Annotated in this window: 18 protein-coding genes; 8 read left to right on the forward strand and 10 right to left on the reverse strand. The window is 70.2% G+C overall.

Features of this window, described 5'->3' with window-relative positions; translation table 11 throughout:
* Positions 1-283 precede the first annotated feature (283 nt).
* Positions 284-922, forward strand: coding sequence for a hypothetical protein (locus KME78_RS06110; RefSeq protein ID WP_219527786.1), 639 nt, complete (start codon positions 284-286; stop codon positions 920-922).
* Positions 923-944: 22 nt separating this feature from the next.
* Here the strand turns inward: KME78_RS06110 and KME78_RS06115 are convergent, their stop codons facing one another.
* The 7 genes from KME78_RS06115 to KME78_RS06145 form a co-directional block, all read right to left on the reverse strand.
* Complete coding sequence (locus KME78_RS06115; protein ID WP_219527787.1) at positions 945-2018, reverse strand: SPFH domain-containing protein; 1074 nt, start codon at positions 2016-2018, stop codon at positions 945-947.
* A 2-nt stretch (positions 2019-2020) separates the two neighbouring features.
* Positions 2021-2452: an NfeD family protein gene (locus tag KME78_RS06120; RefSeq protein ID WP_219527788.1), complete on the reverse strand. Its 432-nt coding sequence runs from the start codon at positions 2450-2452 to the stop codon at positions 2021-2023.
* Positions 2453-2524: 72 nt separating this feature from the next.
* Positions 2525-3691, reverse strand: coding sequence for a L,D-transpeptidase (locus KME78_RS06125; RefSeq protein WP_219527789.1), 1167 nt, complete (start codon positions 3689-3691; stop codon positions 2525-2527).
* A 70-nt stretch (positions 3692-3761) separates the two neighbouring features.
* Positions 3762-4865 carry a fumarylacetoacetase gene (fahA, locus tag KME78_RS06130; RefSeq protein ID WP_219527790.1) on the reverse strand — a complete coding sequence of 368 codons (1104 nt, stop codon included), beginning with the start codon at positions 4863-4865 and terminating at the stop codon, positions 3762-3764.
* Positions 4862-5632: a hypothetical protein gene (locus KME78_RS06135; RefSeq protein ID WP_246650545.1), complete on the reverse strand. Its 771-nt coding sequence runs from the start codon at positions 5630-5632 to the stop codon at positions 4862-4864. Before KME78_RS06135 ends, fahA begins: the two co-directional genes overlap by 4 nt.
* On the reverse strand, positions 5614-6783 hold the full coding sequence (locus tag KME78_RS06140; protein WP_219527791.1) for a homogentisate 1,2-dioxygenase: 1170 nt from the start codon (positions 6781-6783) through the stop codon (positions 5614-5616). Before KME78_RS06140 ends, KME78_RS06135 begins: the two co-directional genes overlap by 19 nt.
* Positions 6784-6896: 113 nt before the next feature.
* Complete coding sequence (locus KME78_RS06145; protein WP_219527792.1) at positions 6897-7526, reverse strand: helix-turn-helix domain-containing protein; 630 nt, start codon at positions 7524-7526, stop codon at positions 6897-6899.
* 129 nt (positions 7527-7655) lie between these two features.
* On the opposite strand from KME78_RS06145, the gene KME78_RS06150 reads away from it, so the two are divergent.
* Both KME78_RS06150 and KME78_RS06155 read left to right on the forward strand, forming a co-directional pair.
* Complete coding sequence (locus KME78_RS06150; RefSeq protein WP_219527793.1) at positions 7656-8237, forward strand: hypothetical protein; 582 nt, start codon at positions 7656-7658, stop codon at positions 8235-8237.
* Positions 8238-8339: 102 nt separating this feature from the next.
* Positions 8340-8891: a hypothetical protein gene (locus KME78_RS06155; RefSeq protein ID WP_219527794.1), complete on the forward strand. Its 552-nt coding sequence runs from the start codon at positions 8340-8342 to the stop codon at positions 8889-8891.
* Here the strand turns inward: KME78_RS06155 and KME78_RS06160 are convergent.
* Complete coding sequence (locus tag KME78_RS06160) at positions 8850-10100, reverse strand: MFS transporter (protein ID WP_219527795.1); 1251 nt, start codon at positions 10098-10100, stop codon at positions 8850-8852. The genes KME78_RS06155 and KME78_RS06160 overlap by 42 nt on opposite strands.
* 188 nt (positions 10101-10288) lie before the next feature.
* Between KME78_RS06160 and KME78_RS06165 the strand changes: the two genes are divergently transcribed.
* From KME78_RS06165 to KME78_RS06185, 5 genes are all read left to right on the forward strand, one after another.
* A complete protein-coding gene (locus KME78_RS06165; protein ID WP_219527796.1) occupies positions 10289-11959 on the forward strand; it encodes a fatty acyl-AMP ligase in 1671 nt (556 codons plus the stop codon).
* Positions 11952-14723, forward strand: a complete 2772-nt coding sequence (locus tag KME78_RS06170; protein ID WP_246650546.1) for an MMPL family transporter — start codon at positions 11952-11954, stop codon at positions 14721-14723. Before KME78_RS06165 ends, KME78_RS06170 begins: the two co-directional genes overlap by 8 nt.
* Positions 14720-16069: an MFS transporter gene (locus KME78_RS06175; protein ID WP_308126827.1), complete on the forward strand. Its 1350-nt coding sequence runs from the start codon at positions 14720-14722 to the stop codon at positions 16067-16069. Before KME78_RS06170 ends, KME78_RS06175 begins: the two co-directional genes overlap by 4 nt.
* On the forward strand, positions 16066-17295 hold the full coding sequence (locus KME78_RS06180; protein WP_219527797.1) for a glycosyltransferase: 1230 nt from the start codon (positions 16066-16068) through the stop codon (positions 17293-17295). The genes KME78_RS06175 and KME78_RS06180 overlap by 4 nt, the downstream gene beginning before the upstream one ends.
* Before the next feature lie 154 nt (positions 17296-17449).
* Entirely contained in the window at positions 17450-18631 is a 1182-nt protein-coding gene (locus KME78_RS06185) for a hypothetical protein (protein ID WP_219527798.1), read from the forward strand.
* A 313-nt stretch (positions 18632-18944) separates the two neighbouring features.
* On the opposite strand, the gene KME78_RS06190 is transcribed toward KME78_RS06185, so the two are convergent.
* Positions 18945-19169, reverse strand: coding sequence for a hypothetical protein (locus KME78_RS06190; protein WP_219527799.1), 225 nt, complete (start codon positions 19167-19169; stop codon positions 18945-18947).
* Positions 19170-19295: 126 nt separating this feature from the next.
* Complete coding sequence (locus KME78_RS06195; protein WP_219527800.1) at positions 19296-20456, reverse strand: alpha/beta hydrolase; 1161 nt, start codon at positions 20454-20456, stop codon at positions 19296-19298.
* Positions 20457-20564 lie beyond the last annotated feature (108 nt).

Here is a 20564-nt window from a genome sequence, read left to right on the forward strand (position 1 = left end):
AATGCCGTTCTAAGTGTGTAACACTGTTGCACAGTTAGAACATGGTTGGTCGAGGAAGACATCAGCACAACGAGATCAACGCGGCTTTCAAGAGGCTGCGCAAGATCCAGACACTGACTGTGGTCGAGGACCACAACGGGCATCGCTGGGGGTGCATCCAGTGCTCATGCGGAGCCACACCCTTCAAGGTGTGGTCGACGCCACGTAATCCGGGAAACCATGCCAAAGGCATTCTCGAATGGGCTTACGAGCATGCTGAGTGCGGCACGAGAGAGGAGGGCTCATGACCACCTGGAACTTCCGCGTCATGCTGAACCGGGTGCCCAGTGACGAGGAGACGGACACCCTCTACGAGGCTGGTCTGGACGACTGCGCTGTGGCAGGGGACCCGGATGGCGGCGTTTACCTCATGTGTGAGCGCGAAGGGGAGAGCCTCCTGGAGGTGATCACTTCCGTGCTCATCCAGATCGGTTCGGTCGACAAGCTGTGGGCCGTCGGTGTGGGGCAAGGTGACGCGGTGACGCTCGGCGACGCGGCCCGGCGGCACGGTGGCCGCACGCAGGCCAGCTTCCGCCAGTTGGCGAGCGGGCAGCGTGGGCCCGGCGGCTTCCCCGAACCGCTGATAGAGGCTGACAACGTCAGCCTCTACTCCTGGGCGGAGATCTCCGAGTGGCTGATCACCAAAATGGGCGACAACGTTCCGGAGACGAACCGGGACGTCACCCTGGCCGATGCGGCGGTCAAGCTGGCCTGTCGGGCCAGTGTCGTGCACCGGGCGCCTCAGGTGCGGGATCTGTTCGACGTGGCCTCCCGTCCCACCCTCGTCGAGGCCAAGGTCGAGCCCAAGGTCGAGGCCAAGGTCGAGCCGACGGCCGCCCAAGGGGAGCCGGCGCCGCCAAAACCAAAAGTGCCCGCCGCGTGATCGCGGCGGGCACCCGGCCGGGTCAGCGCTCCTGACGCTCCTTCTCCAGATCGGGGAAGGCGGCCGACGGGTCCTCCACACCCTGTGTGAGCTGGCGGGGCCCGTTGGGGCTCTCGGCGTCCTGGGCGTCGGCCACGGCCTCCGCCGCCGCCTCCGAGGCCCGGGCGACTTCCTCGTCCGCCGCCGAGCTCTCCGGCATGTCGTCCCGTGTCGCCGCCGACCTGGGCAGTGCTTCGGTGAACGCCTTCTGCACGCCCTGCAGCGCCGAGGTGACCTCGCTGGGGATCACCCAGAAGGTGTTGCCGGGACCCTGGGCGAGCTGCGGCAGCATCTGCAGATACTGATAGGCGAGCAGCTGGGGGTCGGGATCGTTGCGGTGGACCGCCTGGAAGACCTGGTCGATGGCCCGCGACTGGCCCTCCGCCTCCAGGATGGCCGCGGTGCGCTGGCCTTCGGCGCGCAGGATGCGGCTCTGCTTGTCGCCTTCGGCGGTGAGGATCTGCGACTGGCGCTGGCCTTCGGCGTTGAGGATCGCCGCCCGCTTGTCACGCTCGGCCCGCATCTGCTTCTCCATCGCGTCCTTGATGGTCTTCGGCGGGTCGATGGCCTTGACCTCCACGCGGTTGACGCGGATGCCCCACTTGCCGGTGGCCTCGTCGAGCACGCCGCGCAGCTGGCTGTTGATGTGGTCGCGGGAGGTGAGCGTCTTCTCCAGGTCCATGGCGCCGATGACGTTACGCATGGTGGTGACAGTGAGCTGCTCTATCGCCTGGAGGTAGTTGGCGATCTCGTAGGCCGCCGCCCGGGGATCGGTGACCTGGAAGTAGATGACGTTGTCGATCTCGACGACCAGGTTGTCCTCGGTGATGACCGGCTGTGGGCGGAAGGTCACGACCTGCTCGCGCAGGTCGATCATCGAGTAGACGCGGTCGACGTACGGGATGACGAAGTTGAGTCCCGGCTTCAGCGTACGGTTGTAGCGGCCGAGGCGCTCGACGTTGCGGGCGCGTGCCTGGGGCACGATCCGCACGGCCTTGAGCACCGTGAACACCGCGAAGAGTATGACGAGCAGTCCGACCACCAACAGCGGATCCATGGTCACTCCCGGGGATATACGAGGGCTGTGGCGCCCTCGATCTCTATGACATCGACGGTCGCGCCCGTGGGGATCACCAAGGTCTCGTCATAGGCGCGCGCGGACCACTCCTCGCCGCCGATGCGGACCCTGCCCTCGCGTCCAGTGACCTCCGACAGGACGTACGCCTGCCTGCCGACCAGCGCCTCCACGCCGAAGCGCTGCAGTTGCGGCTGCTGGAGGTGGCGCAGGGCGACCGGCCGGATCACGATCAGACCGGCCGTGGAAGACAGGGCGAAGACCAGCAGCTGCAGGGGGACGGGCAGACCGATGGCGGCGGTGGCCGCGGTGAGGAGGGCGGCCGCGCCGAGCAGCCCGAGCGCTGCGGTGACGGTGAAGATCTCCGCCACGCCGAGGACGACTGCCAGGATTATCCAGATGATCCATTCATCCATGTTCCGGCCCTCCTGATGGCATAACGGGCCTGAGTACTCGGCTGGTTCCCCCCTCCTACCGTAATGCCGGAATCATTGCTGTGGCAGGGGCGCGGGGCGGTACAAGGCGCTGCCTTGCCGCCACTTCTCCCACGGCAGTTGCCAGAACCCCCAGCCGTTGTCCCACCGGAGTGGGCGGGCGGTGCCGGTGATCGTCACCGGGTCGCCGCGCAGCGAGGTGGCGAAGAACCAGGCCGCCTGGTCGGGGCGGGCGTTGACGCAGCCGTGGCTGACGTTCGCGTGGCCCTGGGCCCATATGTTGTTCTTGGCGTGGACATATTCGCCGCTGTTGGAGATGCGCACGGCATGGTCGATCAGTACGTCGTAGAAGCCGGGCTCGCCCTTGACCCGGCCCGGCGAGATCATCCGGACCGGGTTGCCCTTGTCCATGGTCAGGTGGATGCCGCTGGTCGTGGTGTATTCGGGGGTGGTGGCCATGCCCGCGCTGATGGCCATGCGCTGCGCGATCCGGTCGCCGCGCCTGACGACCATCTGGTGGGTCCGGGTGTCGACCGAGCTGGACTGCTCGCGGCCCACGGTGAAGGCGAACGTGCGGTCGGTCACGCCGTAGACGCCGGGCGCCATGCGCACTCCGGTCAGGTGGGCCGTGACCGCGATCTGCTGATCCGGCGTCCAGAAGTCGCGGGTGCGATAGATCACCCGGGTGTCGCCGACCCAGCGCCACGCGCCCTCGGTGGTGGGTTTGACCTCCAGCGCCCGCTCCACGGCCGCCTTGTCGCGCACCGGGGTGTCGAAGTCGAGAATGATCGGCATGCCGACGCCGACGGTCTCGCCCGGCATCGGGGTGACGGCGGCGACCTGGAACGTGTGGCCGGCGTCGCGGGTGCGGAAGCGGCCCATGGCCACCGTCGACGGGGCGCCTGAACGCGCAGCGGTGGCGGTCACCGTGTATTCGGACCCGGGGGCCAGCGTCCAGGAGGAGCGCCAGGTCGTACGGGACGCGTCGAGCGTGCCCGGCACCGGCGCGCCCGCCACGAAGGCGAGCACCTGGCTGAGCTTGCCGCCCTGCGCCTTGACGACCAGGCCCTGATCCGGGCGGGCGCGCACCGCGTCGAAGGCCGGGGAGATCTGGACGACGGGTGGCGCGGGCGTCGGCCGCTCGGCGGTTACCGAGCCGCAGCCCGCGGTGAGAGAGGTGAGGAGTAGGGCCACGAGAAAGGTGGCCGCGGCGCGCCGCATCTCAATCCTGCTTTCCGGGAAGGGGATATCCAGGTTAGCGGGGAGTCACTGAATGAGCACGTCGAGTCACCTATCGGATGGTTCCGGAAACCTCCCCCAATGTGCGGCCGCCGGCCGTGGCTCTGATCGTCACGGTGTCGCCGTCCTCCAGGAATGTCCTGGTCTCTCCTCCGGCGAGCTTTATCGGATCGGTGCCGTTCCAGGTCAACTCGATGAGCGAACCCCGCTCCTCGCGCTGCGCGCCGGAGATCGTGCCGCTGGCGAACAGGTCGCCGGTCCGCAGGGAAGCGCCGTTGACCGTCATGTGGGCGAGCATCTGGTCCGGCGTCCAGTACATGGCGGAGTACGGCGGGCGGGACACGACCTCGCCGTTGAGCGACACCTCGACGGAGACGTCCAGCCCCCAGTCGCTCTGCCTGCGCAGGTAGTCGAGCGGTTCGGGATCCTGCGCGCGGCCGGGTATCCGGGGCAGCGCCTCCAGCGGCGTGATCCACGGCGAGATCGAGGTGGCGAACGACTTGCCGAGGAACGGCCCGAGCGGCACGTACTCCCACGCCTGGATGTCGCGCGCGCTCCAGTCGTTGACCAGCGTCACCCCGAACACGTGGTCCTCGAAGGCCCCGGCGGGCGCGCCGAGCTCGGACGGCACGCCGACCACGAAGCCCAGCTCGGCTTCGATGTCGAGCTTGGCGGACGGCCCGAACCGCCCGGCCCCGAGCTGGCCGTGCGGCCGGGTGATCGGGGTCCCGGCTACCACGACCGTGCCCGCCCGGCCGTGGTAGCCGATCGGCAGATGCCGCCAGTTGGGCAGCAGCCCCTCGGTGCCGGGCCGGAAAATCCGGCCGACATTGGTGGCGTGCTCCAGCGAGCAGTAGAAGTCGACGTAGTCGGCCACCTCGAACGGCATGTGCAGCCGCACCTGGTCCAGCGGGACCAGGTGTGGCTCGGTGATCGCGAGGTCGGAGGTGAGCTTGTTGACGATCAGGGTCCTGGTGTCGTGCCAGGCGGTGCGCCCCCTGGCCATGAAGGGGTTGAGGGTGGGCGCGGCGAACACCTCGTCGTGCAGCGCGGCGGCCAGGTCGAGGACCCGGTCGCCGTAGCGCACGCCCACCCGTGGCGCCTCGCCGCGCCGGGAGAACACCCCGTAGGGCAGGTTGTCGGCACCCCAGGTCACGCGTCCTCCTCGATCAGTCCCAGCGTTCGCAGGTCGTCCAGCGGGGCCCCGGTGTTGCACGAGCCGTAGCTCACCAGCAGCGCCCTGGCCCGTTCCGCCGTCTCCTCGGACACGGCGCGGGCCAGCTGGACGAGGTGGCCCACATCCGTGGTGCGCAGCACGGGCACGGGGTCGCGCTGCTCCACGGCCTCACAGACGGCGAGCAGCAGGTTGAGGAAGCCGTGCCGGTCGACGCCGAGCGTGGGGTCGAAATGACGTACGGCGTGATGCAGACCGGCGGTGGCCTTGAACGGTATGTCGTGCTCCGCGCAGAACCGGATGAATGCCCCGAGATGCTCGGCCGGTGGGAAGGCTTCGGCGGTCAGGCCGCCGCAGCGCACCTTGAGCGCGGCGCCCTTGGGCACGTCGGCGACGTACTTCCCGGCGGGCACCTCGACGAACAACCGCACGTCCGGCGGGAGGCCGCCTGCGGGCAGCAGCGCGAGGGCGTCCACGCGTATCTCGACCGAGTCCACGGGCAGATCGTCGAACGGCGGGATCTCCGGCGTGTCCACGATCAGCCCGATCCGGCGCGGCGGGGCGTCCTCGCGGCGCAGCCCGTCGAGGCGGCTGGCGGGGCAGAGGAAGCGGTGGGTCAGCACCTGGGAGGCCCGCTCCTGGTCGCGCTGGTGGCGGGCCAGCGCTTCTGACATGTGCAGGGAGGTCGGCGGGAACAGGCCGGCGTCGTCGACCAGCGCGATGTAGAGCATCATCGGGCCCAAGTCCATGCGTAGCCGGGGTCCTCGCAGGTCAGAGCCGCCTGGCCGAGGTCGAGCGGGCGGAAGGTGTCGACCATCACGGCCATCTCGCTGGTGGTCGTGATGCCGCGGCTGACCGCGTCGATGACCGCCTCCACCGCCCCGGGCTGCGGACCGTGCGTGAAGCCGGCCGGATGCAGCGAGATCGAGCCGACGTCGATGCCGGAGCCCTTGCGGGCCGAGTAGTCGCCGCCCACGTAGAACATGAACTCGTCGGAGTCGACGTTGTGGTGGTTGTAGGGGATCGGTATGGACTCGGGGTGGAAGTCCAGCGGACGCGGGCAGAACGAGCAGACCACGAACCCCGGCCCCTCGAACGTCTGGTGGACCGGCGGCGGCGCGTGCGTCTTCTTCACGATCGGCTCGAAGTCATTGATGTTGAACGCGAACGGGTACAGGTAGCCGTCCCAGCCGACCACGTCGAACGGGTGGTTACGGTAGACCAGCCTGGTGAGCCCGCCCCGGGTGCGGACCAGCACCGGGACCTCCTCGCCCTCGACGACGAGCGGCTCGGCCGGACTCCGCAGGTCGCGCTCGCAGTAGGGGGCGTGCTCCAGGAACTGCCCGTACTGGGAGAGATAGCGCTTGGGCGGCCTGATGTGCCCGGCCGCCTCGATGGCCAGCACGCTGACCTGCCCGTCGGGCACCCACCGGTGGATCGTGCCGGTCGGGATGACGATGTAGTCGCCCGCGCCGGCCTCGATGACGCCGTACGTCGACTCGAAGCGGGCCCGGCCCGCCTGGACGTACACGCACTCGTCGCCCATGGAGTTGCGGTAGAGCTCGCTGGGCCGGTCGCTGGTGGCGTACGACAACCGGACGTCGGCGTTGCCGGCCAGCTGCATCCGCCCCGCCACCAGGTCGCCCGCGCTGCCGAGGTCCTGGGTGCGGAAGTGGCGCGGCGACAGCGGCAGGTTCGGCTCCAGGCGGACGTCCGCCGGCGGCGTGACGGCCTCGGCCTTGACGATCGCGGTCGGCAGGTAACGGTGGTAGAGCAGCGAGGAGTCGGACGAGAAGCCTTCCTCGCCCATCAGCTCCTCGGCGTAGAGACCGCCGTCGGGCCGCCTGAACTGGGTGTGCCGCTTACGGGGCACCTCGCCCACGACGCGGTAGTAAGGCATCGTCGCCTCCAGAGCGTCCGCTTATCGGACATCTGTGTCCTCTATCTGCAACTACCGTCCGCCATCGGGCGGGCGATGTCAACCCAGCGCGCCGTCCAGCTCGGCGGCGGCTGTCAACCCAGCGCGCCGGCCAGCTCGGCGGCGGCCTCGACCACGCGCAGCCCGGCCGACTCGTCGAGCGACCCGAACGTCACCACGCCGACCGACGCCTCCAGCCACGGCACCCCGGTAACGGGCGCGGCGATGCCCCGCGCGCCCTCCTGCAACTGCCCCTCCGTCACCAGATAGTCGTCGCGGCCCTCGCGCAGCGCCAGGATCGCCTGCCCGGCGGCGCCCCGCAGCAGGGAGTGACGCGACCCTTCCCGGTAGGCCACGTGCATGTTCGTCCACGACGGCTCGACCACCGCCACGGCCAGCCCGTCGTCGCCCTCCGCCACGGTCAGGTGCGCGGTCGCGCCCACGTCCTCGGCGAGCCGCCGCAGCGTCGGCAGCGCCGCCGCGCGAAGCAGCGGTTGTACGGCCTGAGCCAGCACGAGCACCCCGAACCCGAGATGCACCCGCCCCTCGGCGTCCCGGCGCACGAACCCCTCGCTCAGCAGCGTGGTCACCAGCCGGTACACCACCGGCCGCGACAGCGACAGCTCGGCGCTCAGCTCGGTAGGGGTCCGCCCGCCCTTGCCGTCGGCGAGCAGCCTCAGCAGGCGGAGCCCACGTTCCAGGGTCTGGGCGGATTCAGCGGCCATGAGCCGATTATCTACGCGTGAGCCAGGAGTAACGCTGCGCGGTGCCGGGGTACGTATCGGGGAGACAGACCGGGGGGCGAAATGCGGCTGACGTGGGGATTGGTTGTTGCCGGGTTGGGATTGTGCGCGTTGGTTCCCGCGCTGCCGGTCACGCGGACCGTGGCCGTGTCGAGCGACCTGCCCGTCCTGCACGTTGATCCCCCGACCAAGCGGCTCGTCGAGACCGTCTTCTACGTCACGCAGGGCATCGAGGTGGATGATCACCTGATGCCGTTCGAGGACGACGTCACGATCCGCCCCGCCGCCCTCGCACCGGGCGTGACCTTGGACGCCGCGGGCCGGCTGCACGGCATCCCCCAGCGTCCCGGTACCTTCGCCGTGCCCGTCCAGCTCTGCCGTGGCCAGGACTGCGCCGATCAGCAGATCACGATCGTCGTGCTGCGGAACCTGCCCTGGCAGCCGAGCGAGCTGGCCTTCCCCGGCAAGGTGGGCAACCGTTACGACGAGCAGATCACGATCGAGGGCGGCCCCACGGGCGTGCCACCCACGTTCTCCGTCACCGACCACGGCAAGCTGCCGAAAGGCGTCACGATCGGCCCCGACGGTCACATCGGCGGCATCCCGGAGTCCGCCGGGGTGTCCGAGGTGCCCGTACGTATCTGTGTGGCGGGCAACTGCGCGGGCGTGGTGGTGACGCTGATCGTCGTCTGACGGTAGTGCCAGCCTGACCAGCCATTCGGGGGACGGCGTGCCTGATCCGGCGGGGTCGCGCGGCGCACACTTGCCAGGAAGCGATCACCCTGGAGGCCCGTCATGACCATGCTCAAGCCCCGCTCGGCGCCGAACCCCACCGAGCCGCCCCCCACCGAGCCGCCCCCCACCGTGCAGGCCGCCGCCACGCTGTGGCTGGTCGCGGTCGCGGCAGGGGTGTTCGAGACCGTCCTGGTCGTCGGCGACCTGCTGTCCTCGGGGACGGCCTCGGCGGGCGAGTTGCTGTCCGGAGTCGGGATCCGGCTCGTCGTCTTCGTCACGGCCGTCTTCCTGGCGCTGCGGCTCAGGCGGGGCGCGAACTGGGCCCGCTGGACGCTGGCGGTGACGCTGGGCGTGTTCGGCACGCTCTCGCTGGTCATCGGGCCCATCCAATGGCTGATGGACGGCCACTCCGTCGCCGAGGCGTTCGCCGGGGCCGACGCGATGGGCCTGATGTTCGCCGGCAGCCGGGTGCTGCACGTGCTGGCCGTGCTCGGCGCCGTGACGCTGATGTTCCAGCCGAGGGCCAACGCGTACTTCCGCTCGGCCCGGCGCGACCTGGCCGAGGACGACTCAGCCCGGCACGCTCTCGGCGACCGGATCGGGCGCGCGTAGGTCGCGTACCCCGGGAGCCAGCAGTGCGGCGAGCGTGGACAGCACGACGAGGGCGGCGCAGCCCAGCAGCGCCGCTCGCGTGCCGACCAGGTTCGCCACCGGTCCGGCCAGCATGAGCCCGATCGGGCCGAACATCATCGAGCCCAGCGCGTCGTACGAGCTGACCCGCGACAGCGACTCCGGCGGGATCTCGCGCTGCATGGTCGTCTGCCACAGCACGCCGAACACGTCGAAGCAGACGCCCAGCATGAACGCGCCGGCCACGATCGCCCACAACGGCGCGCCGGTGCCCAGCAGCACGTACGGCAGGGCGGTCGGCAGGCAGAGCAGCGTCCCGACCAGGATGGGCCGGCCGGGCCGGACGCGCAGCGAGACGATCACCCCCACGATCGTGCCCACCGCCTCACCGGCCAGGAACGCCGACCAGGCCGCGGGCCCGCCCAGACTCTCCTTGGCCAGCAGCGGCCCGAGCACGCCGTGACCCGCCTGGAGCGCCATCACGAGCACGGAGAACTGCGCGACCACCACCCAGATCCACTGCCGGGACCTGAACTCGTGCCACCCGTCACGCAGGTCGGCCAGCACGGAATGCCCGGCCGCCGCGTCCCGCGCGCCTGGCGTGAGCCGCAGCGCCGCGATCAGCACCCCGGCCACCGTGAACATCAGCCCGCTCACGGCCAGCGCCCACCCGCCACCGAACAGCACGACCGTGCCACCGCCCAGCACCGCGCCGGCCACCCGCGAGCTGTTGGCGCCCAGGCCGAGCAGCGCGTTGCCGGCCTGCAGCCGGTCGGCGGGCACGACCTCGGGGATGATGCCGGTGAGCGCGGGGAACATCATCGCCATCGCCACCCCGCTGCAGGCGGCGGCGGTGGCCATCGCGGGCAGCGGGGTCCAGCCCGACAGCATCATCGCGGCCAGGGCGAAGAAGGCCAGCGCGCTCATGAACTCGCTGACCGTCATCACCCTGTACCTGGGGAACCGGTCCGCGACCACCCCGCCGACCAGCATGAACACCACCATCGGCAGCGCCTCGGCGGTGAGCACCACCGAGAGGGTGGTGGCGTCCGCGCCGGGCAGGGCGAGGATGCCGAAGGCGAGCGCCACGGGCGCGAAGGCGCTGCCCAGCACCGAGATGGTCCTGGCGGTCAACAGCAGCGTGAACCGCCGATCTCGGAGCAGGCCGAGATCGTGAAGATAGCCCTGCACTTGGTGGCCCCCTAATCGCCCAAACGCTCACTATTGTGCGGGTTCCTGGCATCAGCTGTCGTCTGGATTTCTGCCGCTTGTTACGCCGCTGATAAGACCGAAAGCGGAATGTGACGGCGTTTGGCAAGAATCGCAATGCTTTCTGCCGTAATTTTCTAGGTTCCTGCAGTCGGCGAGGGGACCCGGGCATGCCCGAGGCACTGATCGAGCGCGTGGCGCGATGGGCGCGGGAGATCCCGGACGCGCCCGCCTACACGTTCGCCGACTACCTGGGTGACGGGTCCCGCGAGACGCTGACCTGGGCTCGGGCCGATCTCAAAGCGCGGGCGCTGGCCGTACGGCTGCGCGAGGTCGCGGGGCCCGGGGACCGGGTGGCGATCCTGGCTCCCCAGGGACTCGCGTACGTGGTGGCGGTGCTCGGGACCTTCTACGCCGGGGTCGTGGCGGTGCCGCTGTTCGCGCCCGACCTGCCGGGGCACGCCGACCGGCTGGCCCGCGCCTACTCCGACGCCGATCCGGTCGCCGTCCTCACGACCACGGCCGTGCTGCCCGGCGTGCGGGACTTCGCCGTGGGTGCCACGGTGATCACCGTCGACACGGTCTCCGACCTGCTCGCCGAGGAGTGGGCGGCCGTACGGGTCGAGCCAGGTGATCTGGCGTATCTGCAGTACACCTCCGGCTCCACCCGGGCGCCCGCCGGGGTGGAGATCACGCACGGCAACCTCGCGGCCAACGCCGCGCAGCTGTGGGAGATGTTCCGGGCCAGGCCGCGTACCTCGGTCGCGGCGCTCTGGCTGCCGCTCTTCCACGACATGGGGCTGGTCGCGACGGTCGCGCTGCCTATGGTGGCGGGCAACCAGGTGGCGTTCATGGATCCGGTGGCGTTCGTCATGAGTCCGGTGCGCTGGCTGCGGCTGCTCAGCGAGTTCGACGACGTCTATACCGGTGGGCCGAACTTCGCCTTCGAGTACACGGCGGCCAGGGTCGGCGCGGTCGACAAAGAAGGGCTGGACCTGTCCGGGGTGCGGGTCATGCTGAACGGCGCGGAGCCGGTACGGCCCGGCACCGTCGAGGCGTTCAACGCCGCGTTCGGCGGGTGCGGCCTGCGGCCGGAGGCGCACACCCCGGCGTACGGGCTGGCCGAGGCCACGGTCTTCGTCGCCGCCATGCGGCCTGACGAGGCCGTCGTGGCCACGGCCTTCGACCGCGACGCCCTGCGCGACGGCCGCGCCGTGCCGTACGACGGCGGGTTCGGGGACCTCACCACGCTGGTGTCGTGCGGGCGGGCAGGCGGTCAGCGGGTGCGCGTCGTCGGCGAGCGCGGCCGGGCACTGCCGGACGGGCACGTGGGGGAGGTCTGGGTCCAGGGCCCGAACGTGGCGCGCGCCTACTGGCGCGATCCTCTGCGCACGGCCGAGGTGTTCGGCGCGACGCTGGACGGCGAGGACGGCACCTGGCTGCGGACGGGCGACCTCGGGGTCGTGTCCGACGGGCTGCTCTACATCACCGGCCGGATCAAGGACCTGATCATCGTCGACGGGCGCAACCACTATCCCCAGGACATCGAGGTCACCGTCCAGGAGGCGCACCGGGCCGTGCGCCGCGATCACGTGGCGGCCTTCTCCGTGCCGGGGGAGGAGACCGAGCGGCTGGTGGTGGTGGCCGAGCGGTCGCGCGGGGGCGCGGAGACCGATTCGGCCGAGGTGGCGGCCCAGGTACGCGCAGCGGTCCGGAAATTTCATGATTTATCCGTGCACGACTTCGTGCTGACGGGCACCGGCACCGTACCCCGGACGACCAGCGGCAAGATCGCCCGGCGGGCCTGCCTGCGGGCGTACCTGGAGGGCGCCCTTGTTTGAGTCGGCGGGGCGCCTGATCTACGGCGGCAGGTGGACGCTGCTGGTGCTGAGCCTGGTGGCGGCCATCCTGGTCGCGCCCTTCGGGCTGCAGCTGTTCGGCCGGATGGCCGACGGCGGCTTCGCGGACCCGGCCGCCGACTCGACCACCGCCGCCCGCTGGAACGACGCCTGGTACAGCGGCAACACCCCCGACGTCGTCGTCCTCTACCGGCACCCGCAGGTCAAGGTGCGCGACGCGCGGTTCAAGAAGGCCGTGCACGACTCGCTGCGCGCCCTGCCCGCCCAGTACGTCCGCAAGCTGGCCACGTACTGGACCACCGGCTCCAAGGAGCTGATGTCCACCGACGAGCACGCCACCTATGCCCTGATCACCCTGAAAGGCGCCAAGCAGCAGGCGTACGCCGCGATCAAGGACCTGCTGCCAGTCGCGAACCTCCAGGTCCAGGTCGGCGGCTCGGTGCCGCTGCTGAAGGAGCTCAACGACCAGACGGCCGCCGACCTGGCGCGCGCCGAGGCGATCTCGATGCCGGTGCTGCTGGTCATGCTCGTGGTGGTGTTCGGCAGCCTGGTGGCCGCCGGGCTGCCGCTGCTCGTCGGGCTGCTCGCCGTGATCGGCGCGCTCGTGCTGCTCAGACTGCTGACCGAGGTGACGGAGGTCTCGGTCTTCTCGCTGAACGTCGTCACCATGCTCGGGCTCGGGCTGGCCATCGACTATTCGCTCTTCGTGCTGACCGCCTTCCGCGAGCAGATCAGGTCCGGCCTGCCGACCCGGGAGGCCGTGGTGCGCACCATGGCGACGGCCGGTCGTACCGTCGCCTTCTCCGGCTTGACCGTGGCGACCTCGCTGCTGGGACTGCTGCTGTTCCCGCAGATGTTCCTGCGCTCGATCGGGTTGGGCGCGGCGGCCGTGGTGCTGGTGGCCATGGTGTCGGCGCTGGTCGTCCTGCCCGCCGCGCTCGCCGTCCTGGGTCCCCGCGTGGACGCTCTCCGCGTCACCCCTCACTTCGGCGCGGCCCGCGCGGGCGCCGGGGTCTGGCACGCGATCGCCTCCAGCGTGATGAAACGGCCCGTGCTCTACCTGGTCGCGGTCACGTCCGTACTCCTCGCGCTGGCCGGGCCGTTCGCCCACGTACGGTTCGGCAACGTGGACCACCGGGTCCTGCCCGCCGCCTCCGAGAGCCGCCGCGTCGCCGAGACCGTCGACCGCGACTTCGCCAAGAACTCGATGGCCACGATCGACGTCCACGTCCTCATCGAACGCTCCTTCACCACCCGCCCCGCCGCCCCCGGCCCCCTCGGTCAGGGCTACTCGCCGATCAGCGCCGTCACCCCGATCGACCCCACCGACGCCAAGCCCCTCGCCGACCGCCTGCGTAAGCTGCCCGGGGTCACGGGCGTCGACCTCGCCGGCTTCTCCCAGGCCAACGGCGCGATCCGCCTGGCGGTCCGCTACTCCTACGACCCCATGTCGGACGCGGCCCAGCACCTGGTGACGCTGATCAGATCGATGGCCCCGGAGCCGAACGTCCGCCAGATCGTCGTCGGCGGCCCGACGGCCGCCCAGATGGACCTACTGTCCAGCCTGCTCGGCCGGCTTCCCTGGATGGCGTTGGTGGTCGGCGGGGTCACGTTCCTGCTGCTGTTCGCCGCCTTCGGCTCCGTCGTCCTGCCCGTCAAAGCCCTGCTCATGAACGTCCTGTCGATCGGGGCCTCGTTCGGGGTGATCGTCTGGGCCTTCCAGGACGGCCACCTGGCACCGTGGCTGCGCTTCACGTCCACGGGGACCATCGAGGCCACGGTGACGGTGCTGATCCTGGCGGTGGTGTTCGGGCTGTCGATGGACTACGAGCTGTTCCTGCTGTCGAGGGTGCGGGCGGAGTGGCTGCGGACCGGCGACAACACGGCGGCGGTGGCGACCGGTCTGCAGCGGACCGGGGGTGTCATCACCAGCGCGGCGCTGCTGTTGCTGGTGGTGATCGGGGCCTTCTCGACGGCCGGGATCACGATCGTGAAGCTGCTCGGGGTGGGGATGTTCGTGGCGATCGTGGTGGATGCCACGCTCGTGCGGGCTCTGCTGGTGCCGGCGACGATGCGGCTGCTGGGTGGGGCGAACTGGTGGCTGCCGGGGGTGTTGCGGGGGGTTCATCGGCGGATCGAGTTCCGCGAATCTCCACCGCCGGACGGGCGACGGCCTTCTGGGCGTGCGCTTCCTGAACTCCCGCTTTCTGGGCGGGCGGCCTACGGGGATGCGGGTTCCGAGGACGCGGCCTCCCCATCGGCGCCGTTCCAGGGCGCCGCGTCGGCGAATGCGGGCGTCGGCGGAGCTCGGCGCCACGAGGCGGCGCTCAGCCCGCGTCCCGGGAGGGCGATCAAGCCCAACCCGGACGGCCCCGGCTGGCACTGGGCCGAGGACGATCCTGGGGGCGCAGCGGTAACCGTCAACGGCCGCCCAGCCATCTTCGGCGTGGACACGGACCCCATCCCGGTATCCGCCGAACACGACCCCACGCCTGCCTCGGGGGCCGCCGTTCCCGCGCCTGGCCGTCCCGTCATCGCGCCCGCCCCGGCGCCCCCCGTCAGAAAGCGGCCCTACAGCACCGCCAAGTCCGCGGTCCCCAAGCGGCCACCGGCCACCGACGACCCGGACGCTTCCGGCTCCGAGACGCAGCGGCCCACCTGGGAGAAGGTCACCGCCGGTCGTACCAGGGTCGTCAGGGCGAACCCCGACGGACCCGGCTGGACCTGGGCGGAAGTGGACACGTGACCCTGGCCTTCACCCCAGCCCAGCCCGCCACCCGCTCCCCGCTGCTCCTGACGGTCGTCGGGTTGGCCGGGTTCGTGACGACGCTGGACAACACCGTGGTCACCGTCGCCCTGCCCAGCATCCAGCGCGACCTCCACACCCGCCTGAGCGCGCTCGAATGGGTCGCCACCGGCTACATCCTGACCTTCGCCGGTCTCATGATCGCCGGTGGCCGCCTGGCCGACGTGTACGGGCGGCGCAAGGTGCTGCTCGCCGGACTCACCGTCTTCACCGTGGCGTCGCTCGGCGCCGGGCTGGCCACGTCGATCGAGCCGCTGGTCGCCGCGCGGCTGGCGCAGGGGGCCGGGGCGGCGCTCATCCTGCCCGCGACGCTGGCCGTACTGGCGGGCCGGGCGGATCGGTCGCTGGGGGTGGCCGTCTGGATGGCGTCGGGAGCCGGGGCGCTGGCGCTGGGGCCGGTGGTCGGCGGGTACCTGAGCCAGCACGCCCACTGGAGCTGGGTCTTCCTGATCAACGTGCCCCTGGGGGCGGCCGTCATCGCACTGGCCGCCGTCGCGATACCGGAAACGCGCTCCGAACAGCGGCTCAGGGTGGACGTGCCCGGGTCGCTGGCATCGGTGGTGTTTCTGGCTTGCGGGACGTTCGCGCTGATCCACGGCGGCGAGTACGGCTGGGCGTCGCCGCCCATCGTGCTCGCGGTGGCCGGATGCGCGGGCGGGGGAATGCTGTTCCTGATGGTGGAGCGTGGGGCGCGGGAGCCGATGGTGGAGCTGGGGCTGTTCGCGGTCAGGAGCTTCGCGGGCGGGGTGCTGGCTCAGGTGCTGTGGGGGCTCGGGGTCAATGGGGTGTTCTTCTACACCGCGCTGTTCCTGCAAGGGGTGCTCGGGTTCACGCCTACGGCCTCTGGGGTGGCGTTCGTGCCGTTGGCGTTGCTGGTCGTGGTCGTCACGCCGCTGGTGCCGGTGATCGAGCGGCGGCTGGGGAGCGGGCGGACGGTCGCCTGCGGGCTGGTGCTGGTGGCGGGTGGGATGGTCGTGGCGGCGTTCCTGGAGGCGGGGGACGGGTGGGCGCGGTTGGGGCCCGCCGTCTGCGCGATCGGGGTGGGGTCGGCGTTGACCATGCCGCTGGGGTCGGCTGTGCTGGGAGCGGTGCCGGAGTCTCGGGCCGGGGTGGCGGGCGGGATCTTCTCCGTAAGTCGTGAGATTTCCGGCCTGTTGGGGATTGCGGCTATTGGGGTGATCGTGCACGAGGCCGGGAGCTTTTCTCAGGGGTACGCGCTCGGGTTACTGGTGGCGGCGGCCCTCGTACTACTGGGCGCGTTGATCGCCTTGCTGGCACTGCCGTGAGGGTCGCGGTGCTGGCAATGGGGTCGCGGGGGGACATCCAGCCGTGCGTGGCGCTGGCCCAGGAGTTCGGTGCGCGCGGGCACGAGGTCACGCTCGTGGCGCCGGAACGCTACGAACGCCTGGCGGTGGGGCGCTATGAGCGTCCCGGAGTGCGGTTCGCGGCGTTAGGGGTGGATCCCGTCGCGATCGTGGAGAGCGAGGAAGGACAGGCGTGGTTGCGTAGCGGGCCGCTGGGGTTCGTGCGGGGCCTGCGAGCCGTCGTCGAGCCCCTCGCCGCGACGCTCCTCACCGAGGTGGACGCCGCCTGCGCGGACGCCGAACTGGTCCTCGCGCCCGCCCTCGGCTCCTTCGGCAGGCACCTGCACGAGAGGTACGGCATGCCGTACGGGATCCTGCAGTTCCAGCCCAGCGAGCCGACCGGCGAGTTCCCGAACCCGCTGATCCCGCGCCGGACCCTGGGCAGGATCGGCAACCGGGCCAGCTATGCCGCGGTCGAACGGCTCGGCTGGCTGATGCTGGCCCCGATGGTGAACCGGCTGCGCGGGCAGGTGCTCGGGCTGCGGCCGTTACGGGGCAGCCCGTTCGCGGCCGACCGGCGGGATCGGGTGCCGGTGCTGTGCGGGGTCAGCCCGCTGGTGGTGCCCAGGCCGTACGACTGGCCCGACTATGTGCACCTCACCGGCTACTGGTGCCTCTCACCCGACCCGGGCAGCTCGCTCCCCTCCGACCTCGCCGGCTTCCTGGACGATGGGCCGCCTCCTGTGTACGTCGGGTTCGGCAGCATGGTGCCGGACGAGCCGGAGGCGGTCGCCGAGCAGGTGGTCGCAGCAGTGCGGCTGGCCGGGGTACGGGCGGTGGTTCAGGGGCTGCCCGTGGCGGCGTCGGCGGACGTCTGCCCGGTGGGAGAGGTGACGCACGAGGTGCTGTTCCCGCGAATGGCCGCCGTTGTGCACCACGGTGGGGCGGGGACCACGGCGGCGGGGCTGGCGGCCGGGGTGCCCAATGTCGTCTGCCCCTTCTTCTCCGACCAGCCGTTCTGGGGACGCAGGGTGGCGGTGTTGGGGGCGGGGCCGCCGCCGTTGCCGATCAGGGCGCTGAGCGGGCGGTCGCTGGCCGCGCGGCTGCGGGCTGTACCGGAATATAACGATAAAGCCGCGCAACTCGGGAAACTACTAAAGGTTGAACGCGGCGTGAAGAACGCCGTTGATCTCATTGAAGGTAGCTGATCATCCAGATATTGTGCGATGTGTCCACGATCACCCCTTGGAGTAAGGCGCCATGCGACTGAGGAAGATTTTCGTCATCGGATTGGCACTCTCACTGTTAGGCATAGGTGTTCCAGCCTGGTCGGAGGACGATCCGCGTAGCTGTAACGACCTGATGTCCGGTGACACGCCGGCGTACGTCGTCTGCCGCTGGATGGCCACGCCGGAAGAGGCGCTCGACATCGCCAACTTCTGGCTCGCGAACGACGGCGAGCACCTGCAAGAAGCCGGCCCGATGGACCCGATCACCGTCGACTGCACCGAAGCCGGCAACGAGTGCGCCAACGACTCCGAGGGCGACGGCCAGCTGCACGACGTCGACTCGCCCGACGTCGAGGGCGCCGAGGACGGTGGCTCGCCCGAGTGCCAGTCCGGTGAAGAGTGCTTCGTCAACCCCGAGGGCCTGTCGGCGGCCGAGATCCAGGCCGCCGAGAAGACCGCGGGTGGCCAGGCCGTCAAGGCCGCCGCCGCGGCCGGGATGCGCGTCTGGATCGACGCCGAGCTGGCCGACGACTGGAAGGCGGGCAAGCTCGCCGAGGCGGCCAAGAAGGTCGCCGCGGTCGCGGCGCAGCAGGGGGCCGTGGGGATCAGGTTCAGCTCGCAGCTCGGGTTCAACAAGACGTTCGAGACGGCTGACGAGATCGACAAGTTCGTCACCGAGGCCACGACCACGCTCCACAACCTCGCGCCGGGCAAGAAGCTGGCCGTGCACACGGTGGTGCCGCTGCTCGGCTGTGGCGCCAACGACGCGTGCAAGGCCGAGATGACCAAGAAGTACCCGCTGCTCGACCCCGAGCGGATCGGCGCCTGGCTCACCAAGGGCCTGGTCGACCAGCTCGCCCTGGACAGCGGTCACCTGGCGACGGAGTACGCCACCTGGAAGATCGACGCCACCGAGGCCCAGCGCAACCAGTGGATCCAGGTCCGGGCGCGCGCGTGGGACGCCTACGGTCAGATCGCCGCGGAAGACGCGGGCTTCGCCACCGTGGGCTCGCCGCAGCTCACCACCGAGCAGGCGACCAAGTCGATCACCGACCGCATCGCCGCCCCGCTCCAGGCCGACGCCGCCGAGACGGTCAACCTCTGGTCCCGCTGGCAGAACGACCAGGGGCAGGTCAGCAGGCTGTACGGGGAGAAGTGGGCGGAGAACGCCACCTGGGAGCAGCTGAAGAAGCTGACCTCGATCCGTCCCCGGCTGGCCACGATCTACGACCCGTCGGCGCCGGAAGTCGACACGGCTACGGACCTCAAGAAGCTGTCCGAGGTGTTCGGCCAGGTGTACCTGCACACCGCCTGACGTACCGACACAAGAAAAGGCGCGTCTTCGGCTCAGCCGGAGGCGCGCTTCTGTCGTTGTTCGCGGTGGCGATTTCCGGTAGCACGAACTGGCCAGACGGCTTGGGCCCGGGGAGCGCGAGAGGCCGGACGGCCATCTCGCCGGAAGTGTGGGGACTTGCCCCCACTATCACCGCCTGAGCTCCAAACGACGCTGAGCGCCTGAAGGCGATGACCATGCTTTCATGGGCCGGGCCCGATAACACGCGTCAAGACAGACCGACAGCGCCCTCTGGCGAACGCTGCCTGCGGGTTTCTGTATTGCCAGGCTGGTCTTAGAGCTTGATCAGCTTGGCGTATGGGGTGGTGATCCGTTCCTGGCGTGAACCGAAGTCGATGAGCACGGCTTCGTCCTCGACGCCGATGACCCGACCGAGACCATAGCGGTCGTGGGACACCTGGTCGTCCAAGGTGAAGACCTCGACCGGCGGGGCCGGGGGCGGGGGTTTGAAGGGGCTGGTGGGCAGGTGGCGCCGGGTCGCGGCGCTGGGCGGCTTCATCTACTCCAGTATGCGCCACCCTGAGATCTTAGAACGCCACATTCGCCGCAGTGGTTAGGTTTTCGGGCGCGAAAACCGGGGAAAACCAGCGGTTTGTCGGTTTGAGGGCGCCCGGAAAGCTGCGGTTTACGGCCGGGACGCCAACTCCCAGTCATGCCGGTTGTCCACCTTGGGCGAGCCGCCGCCCGGCAGGCCCAGCGCGGCCAGGATCATGGGGTAGGAGTTCTTGAACTCCCTGATCCAGTACGGCCAGGTGTGGGTGCCGTTGCCGTACAGGTTCAGGGTGTGCTGGATGCCCAGGCTGTTCAGCCGCTTGCTTAGGGCCTTGGCCGTGTAGGCGGAGATGGGTTCGCCGAGGTGGGCCGGGTGCCAGGGGGAGCCGGGCGGGTCCAGGGGGCCCATGAAGCTGTTCGTGCCGCTCGAGATGTAGATGGAGACGCCCTTGAGGCCCGGCGCCAGGGCCACGGGGTCGTTGGCCGCCCAGACCCTGCTGTCGCGGAGGGGGTCGCCCCAGAGGGCCTTGGGGTCCTGCTTCTCGCTGGCCTGGGCGTTCATGATGATCGCGGGGATGCCGGGGAGCCGGGTGGCCATGATGCCGCTGTACGCACCGGCGAAGCGGAACATTCCCGGATAGCGGGCCGCGTACTTGATCGCCCCGTACGCGCCCATCGACAGCCCGGCGACGGCTCGGCGGGTGCCCGCGCGGTAGCCGATCTCCAGCAGCCGCCGCACCTCGTACGTGTGGAACGTGGCCCACGCTGGTGTGCCGCCCTTGCCGTTGTTGTACCAGTCTGAGTAGTTGCCGGCTCGGCCTGCTTCCGGCATGACGACCATGGCGTCCAGGTTCTCGGTGAAGGCGGCGATGTCCGTCATGCGGGTCCAGGACGTGTAGTTGTCGGCGCCGCCGTGCAGGAGGTACAGGACGGGCCAGGTTCGGTTCGCGTTCTTGGACCAGCCCTTGGGGAGCAGCAGGCGGACCGGGGTCATCTGGCCGATCGACGGTGAGGAGATCAGAAGGTCGAGCATGCGGGGGCTCAGCCACCGCTCCCGCACGACGCGGGCGCTGCCGGGGAGGGCCTTCTGGCCGGGCACATAGTTCGCGGTCCCGGGGTCCGCCGCTGGCCGCCGACCATCCGAACCGGCGCGATGGGCGTCGGTGGTCGGCGGCTGCGTGGCCGTCTTGCCGTCGGGCACGATCGACCAGCCTGGATCGGCGAGCGCGGGAGTGGCGCTCGACCCGACGAGGAGCACCGTCGTCGCCAGTGCCAGCAGGCCGTGGGATCGCATGAGGGCTCCTCTCCGCAAGTGAGACCGTGGCGAGGCTAGGGGCCACGGCACCGGCCCAGCTATGACCCAATGCAACGAAATATCGTCGTTGGTTGCGCTCTGCCGGAC

Source organism: Nonomuraea guangzhouensis (assembly GCF_019396345.1).
Classification (GTDB): domain Bacteria; phylum Actinomycetota; class Actinomycetes; order Streptosporangiales; family Streptosporangiaceae; genus Nonomuraea; species Nonomuraea guangzhouensis.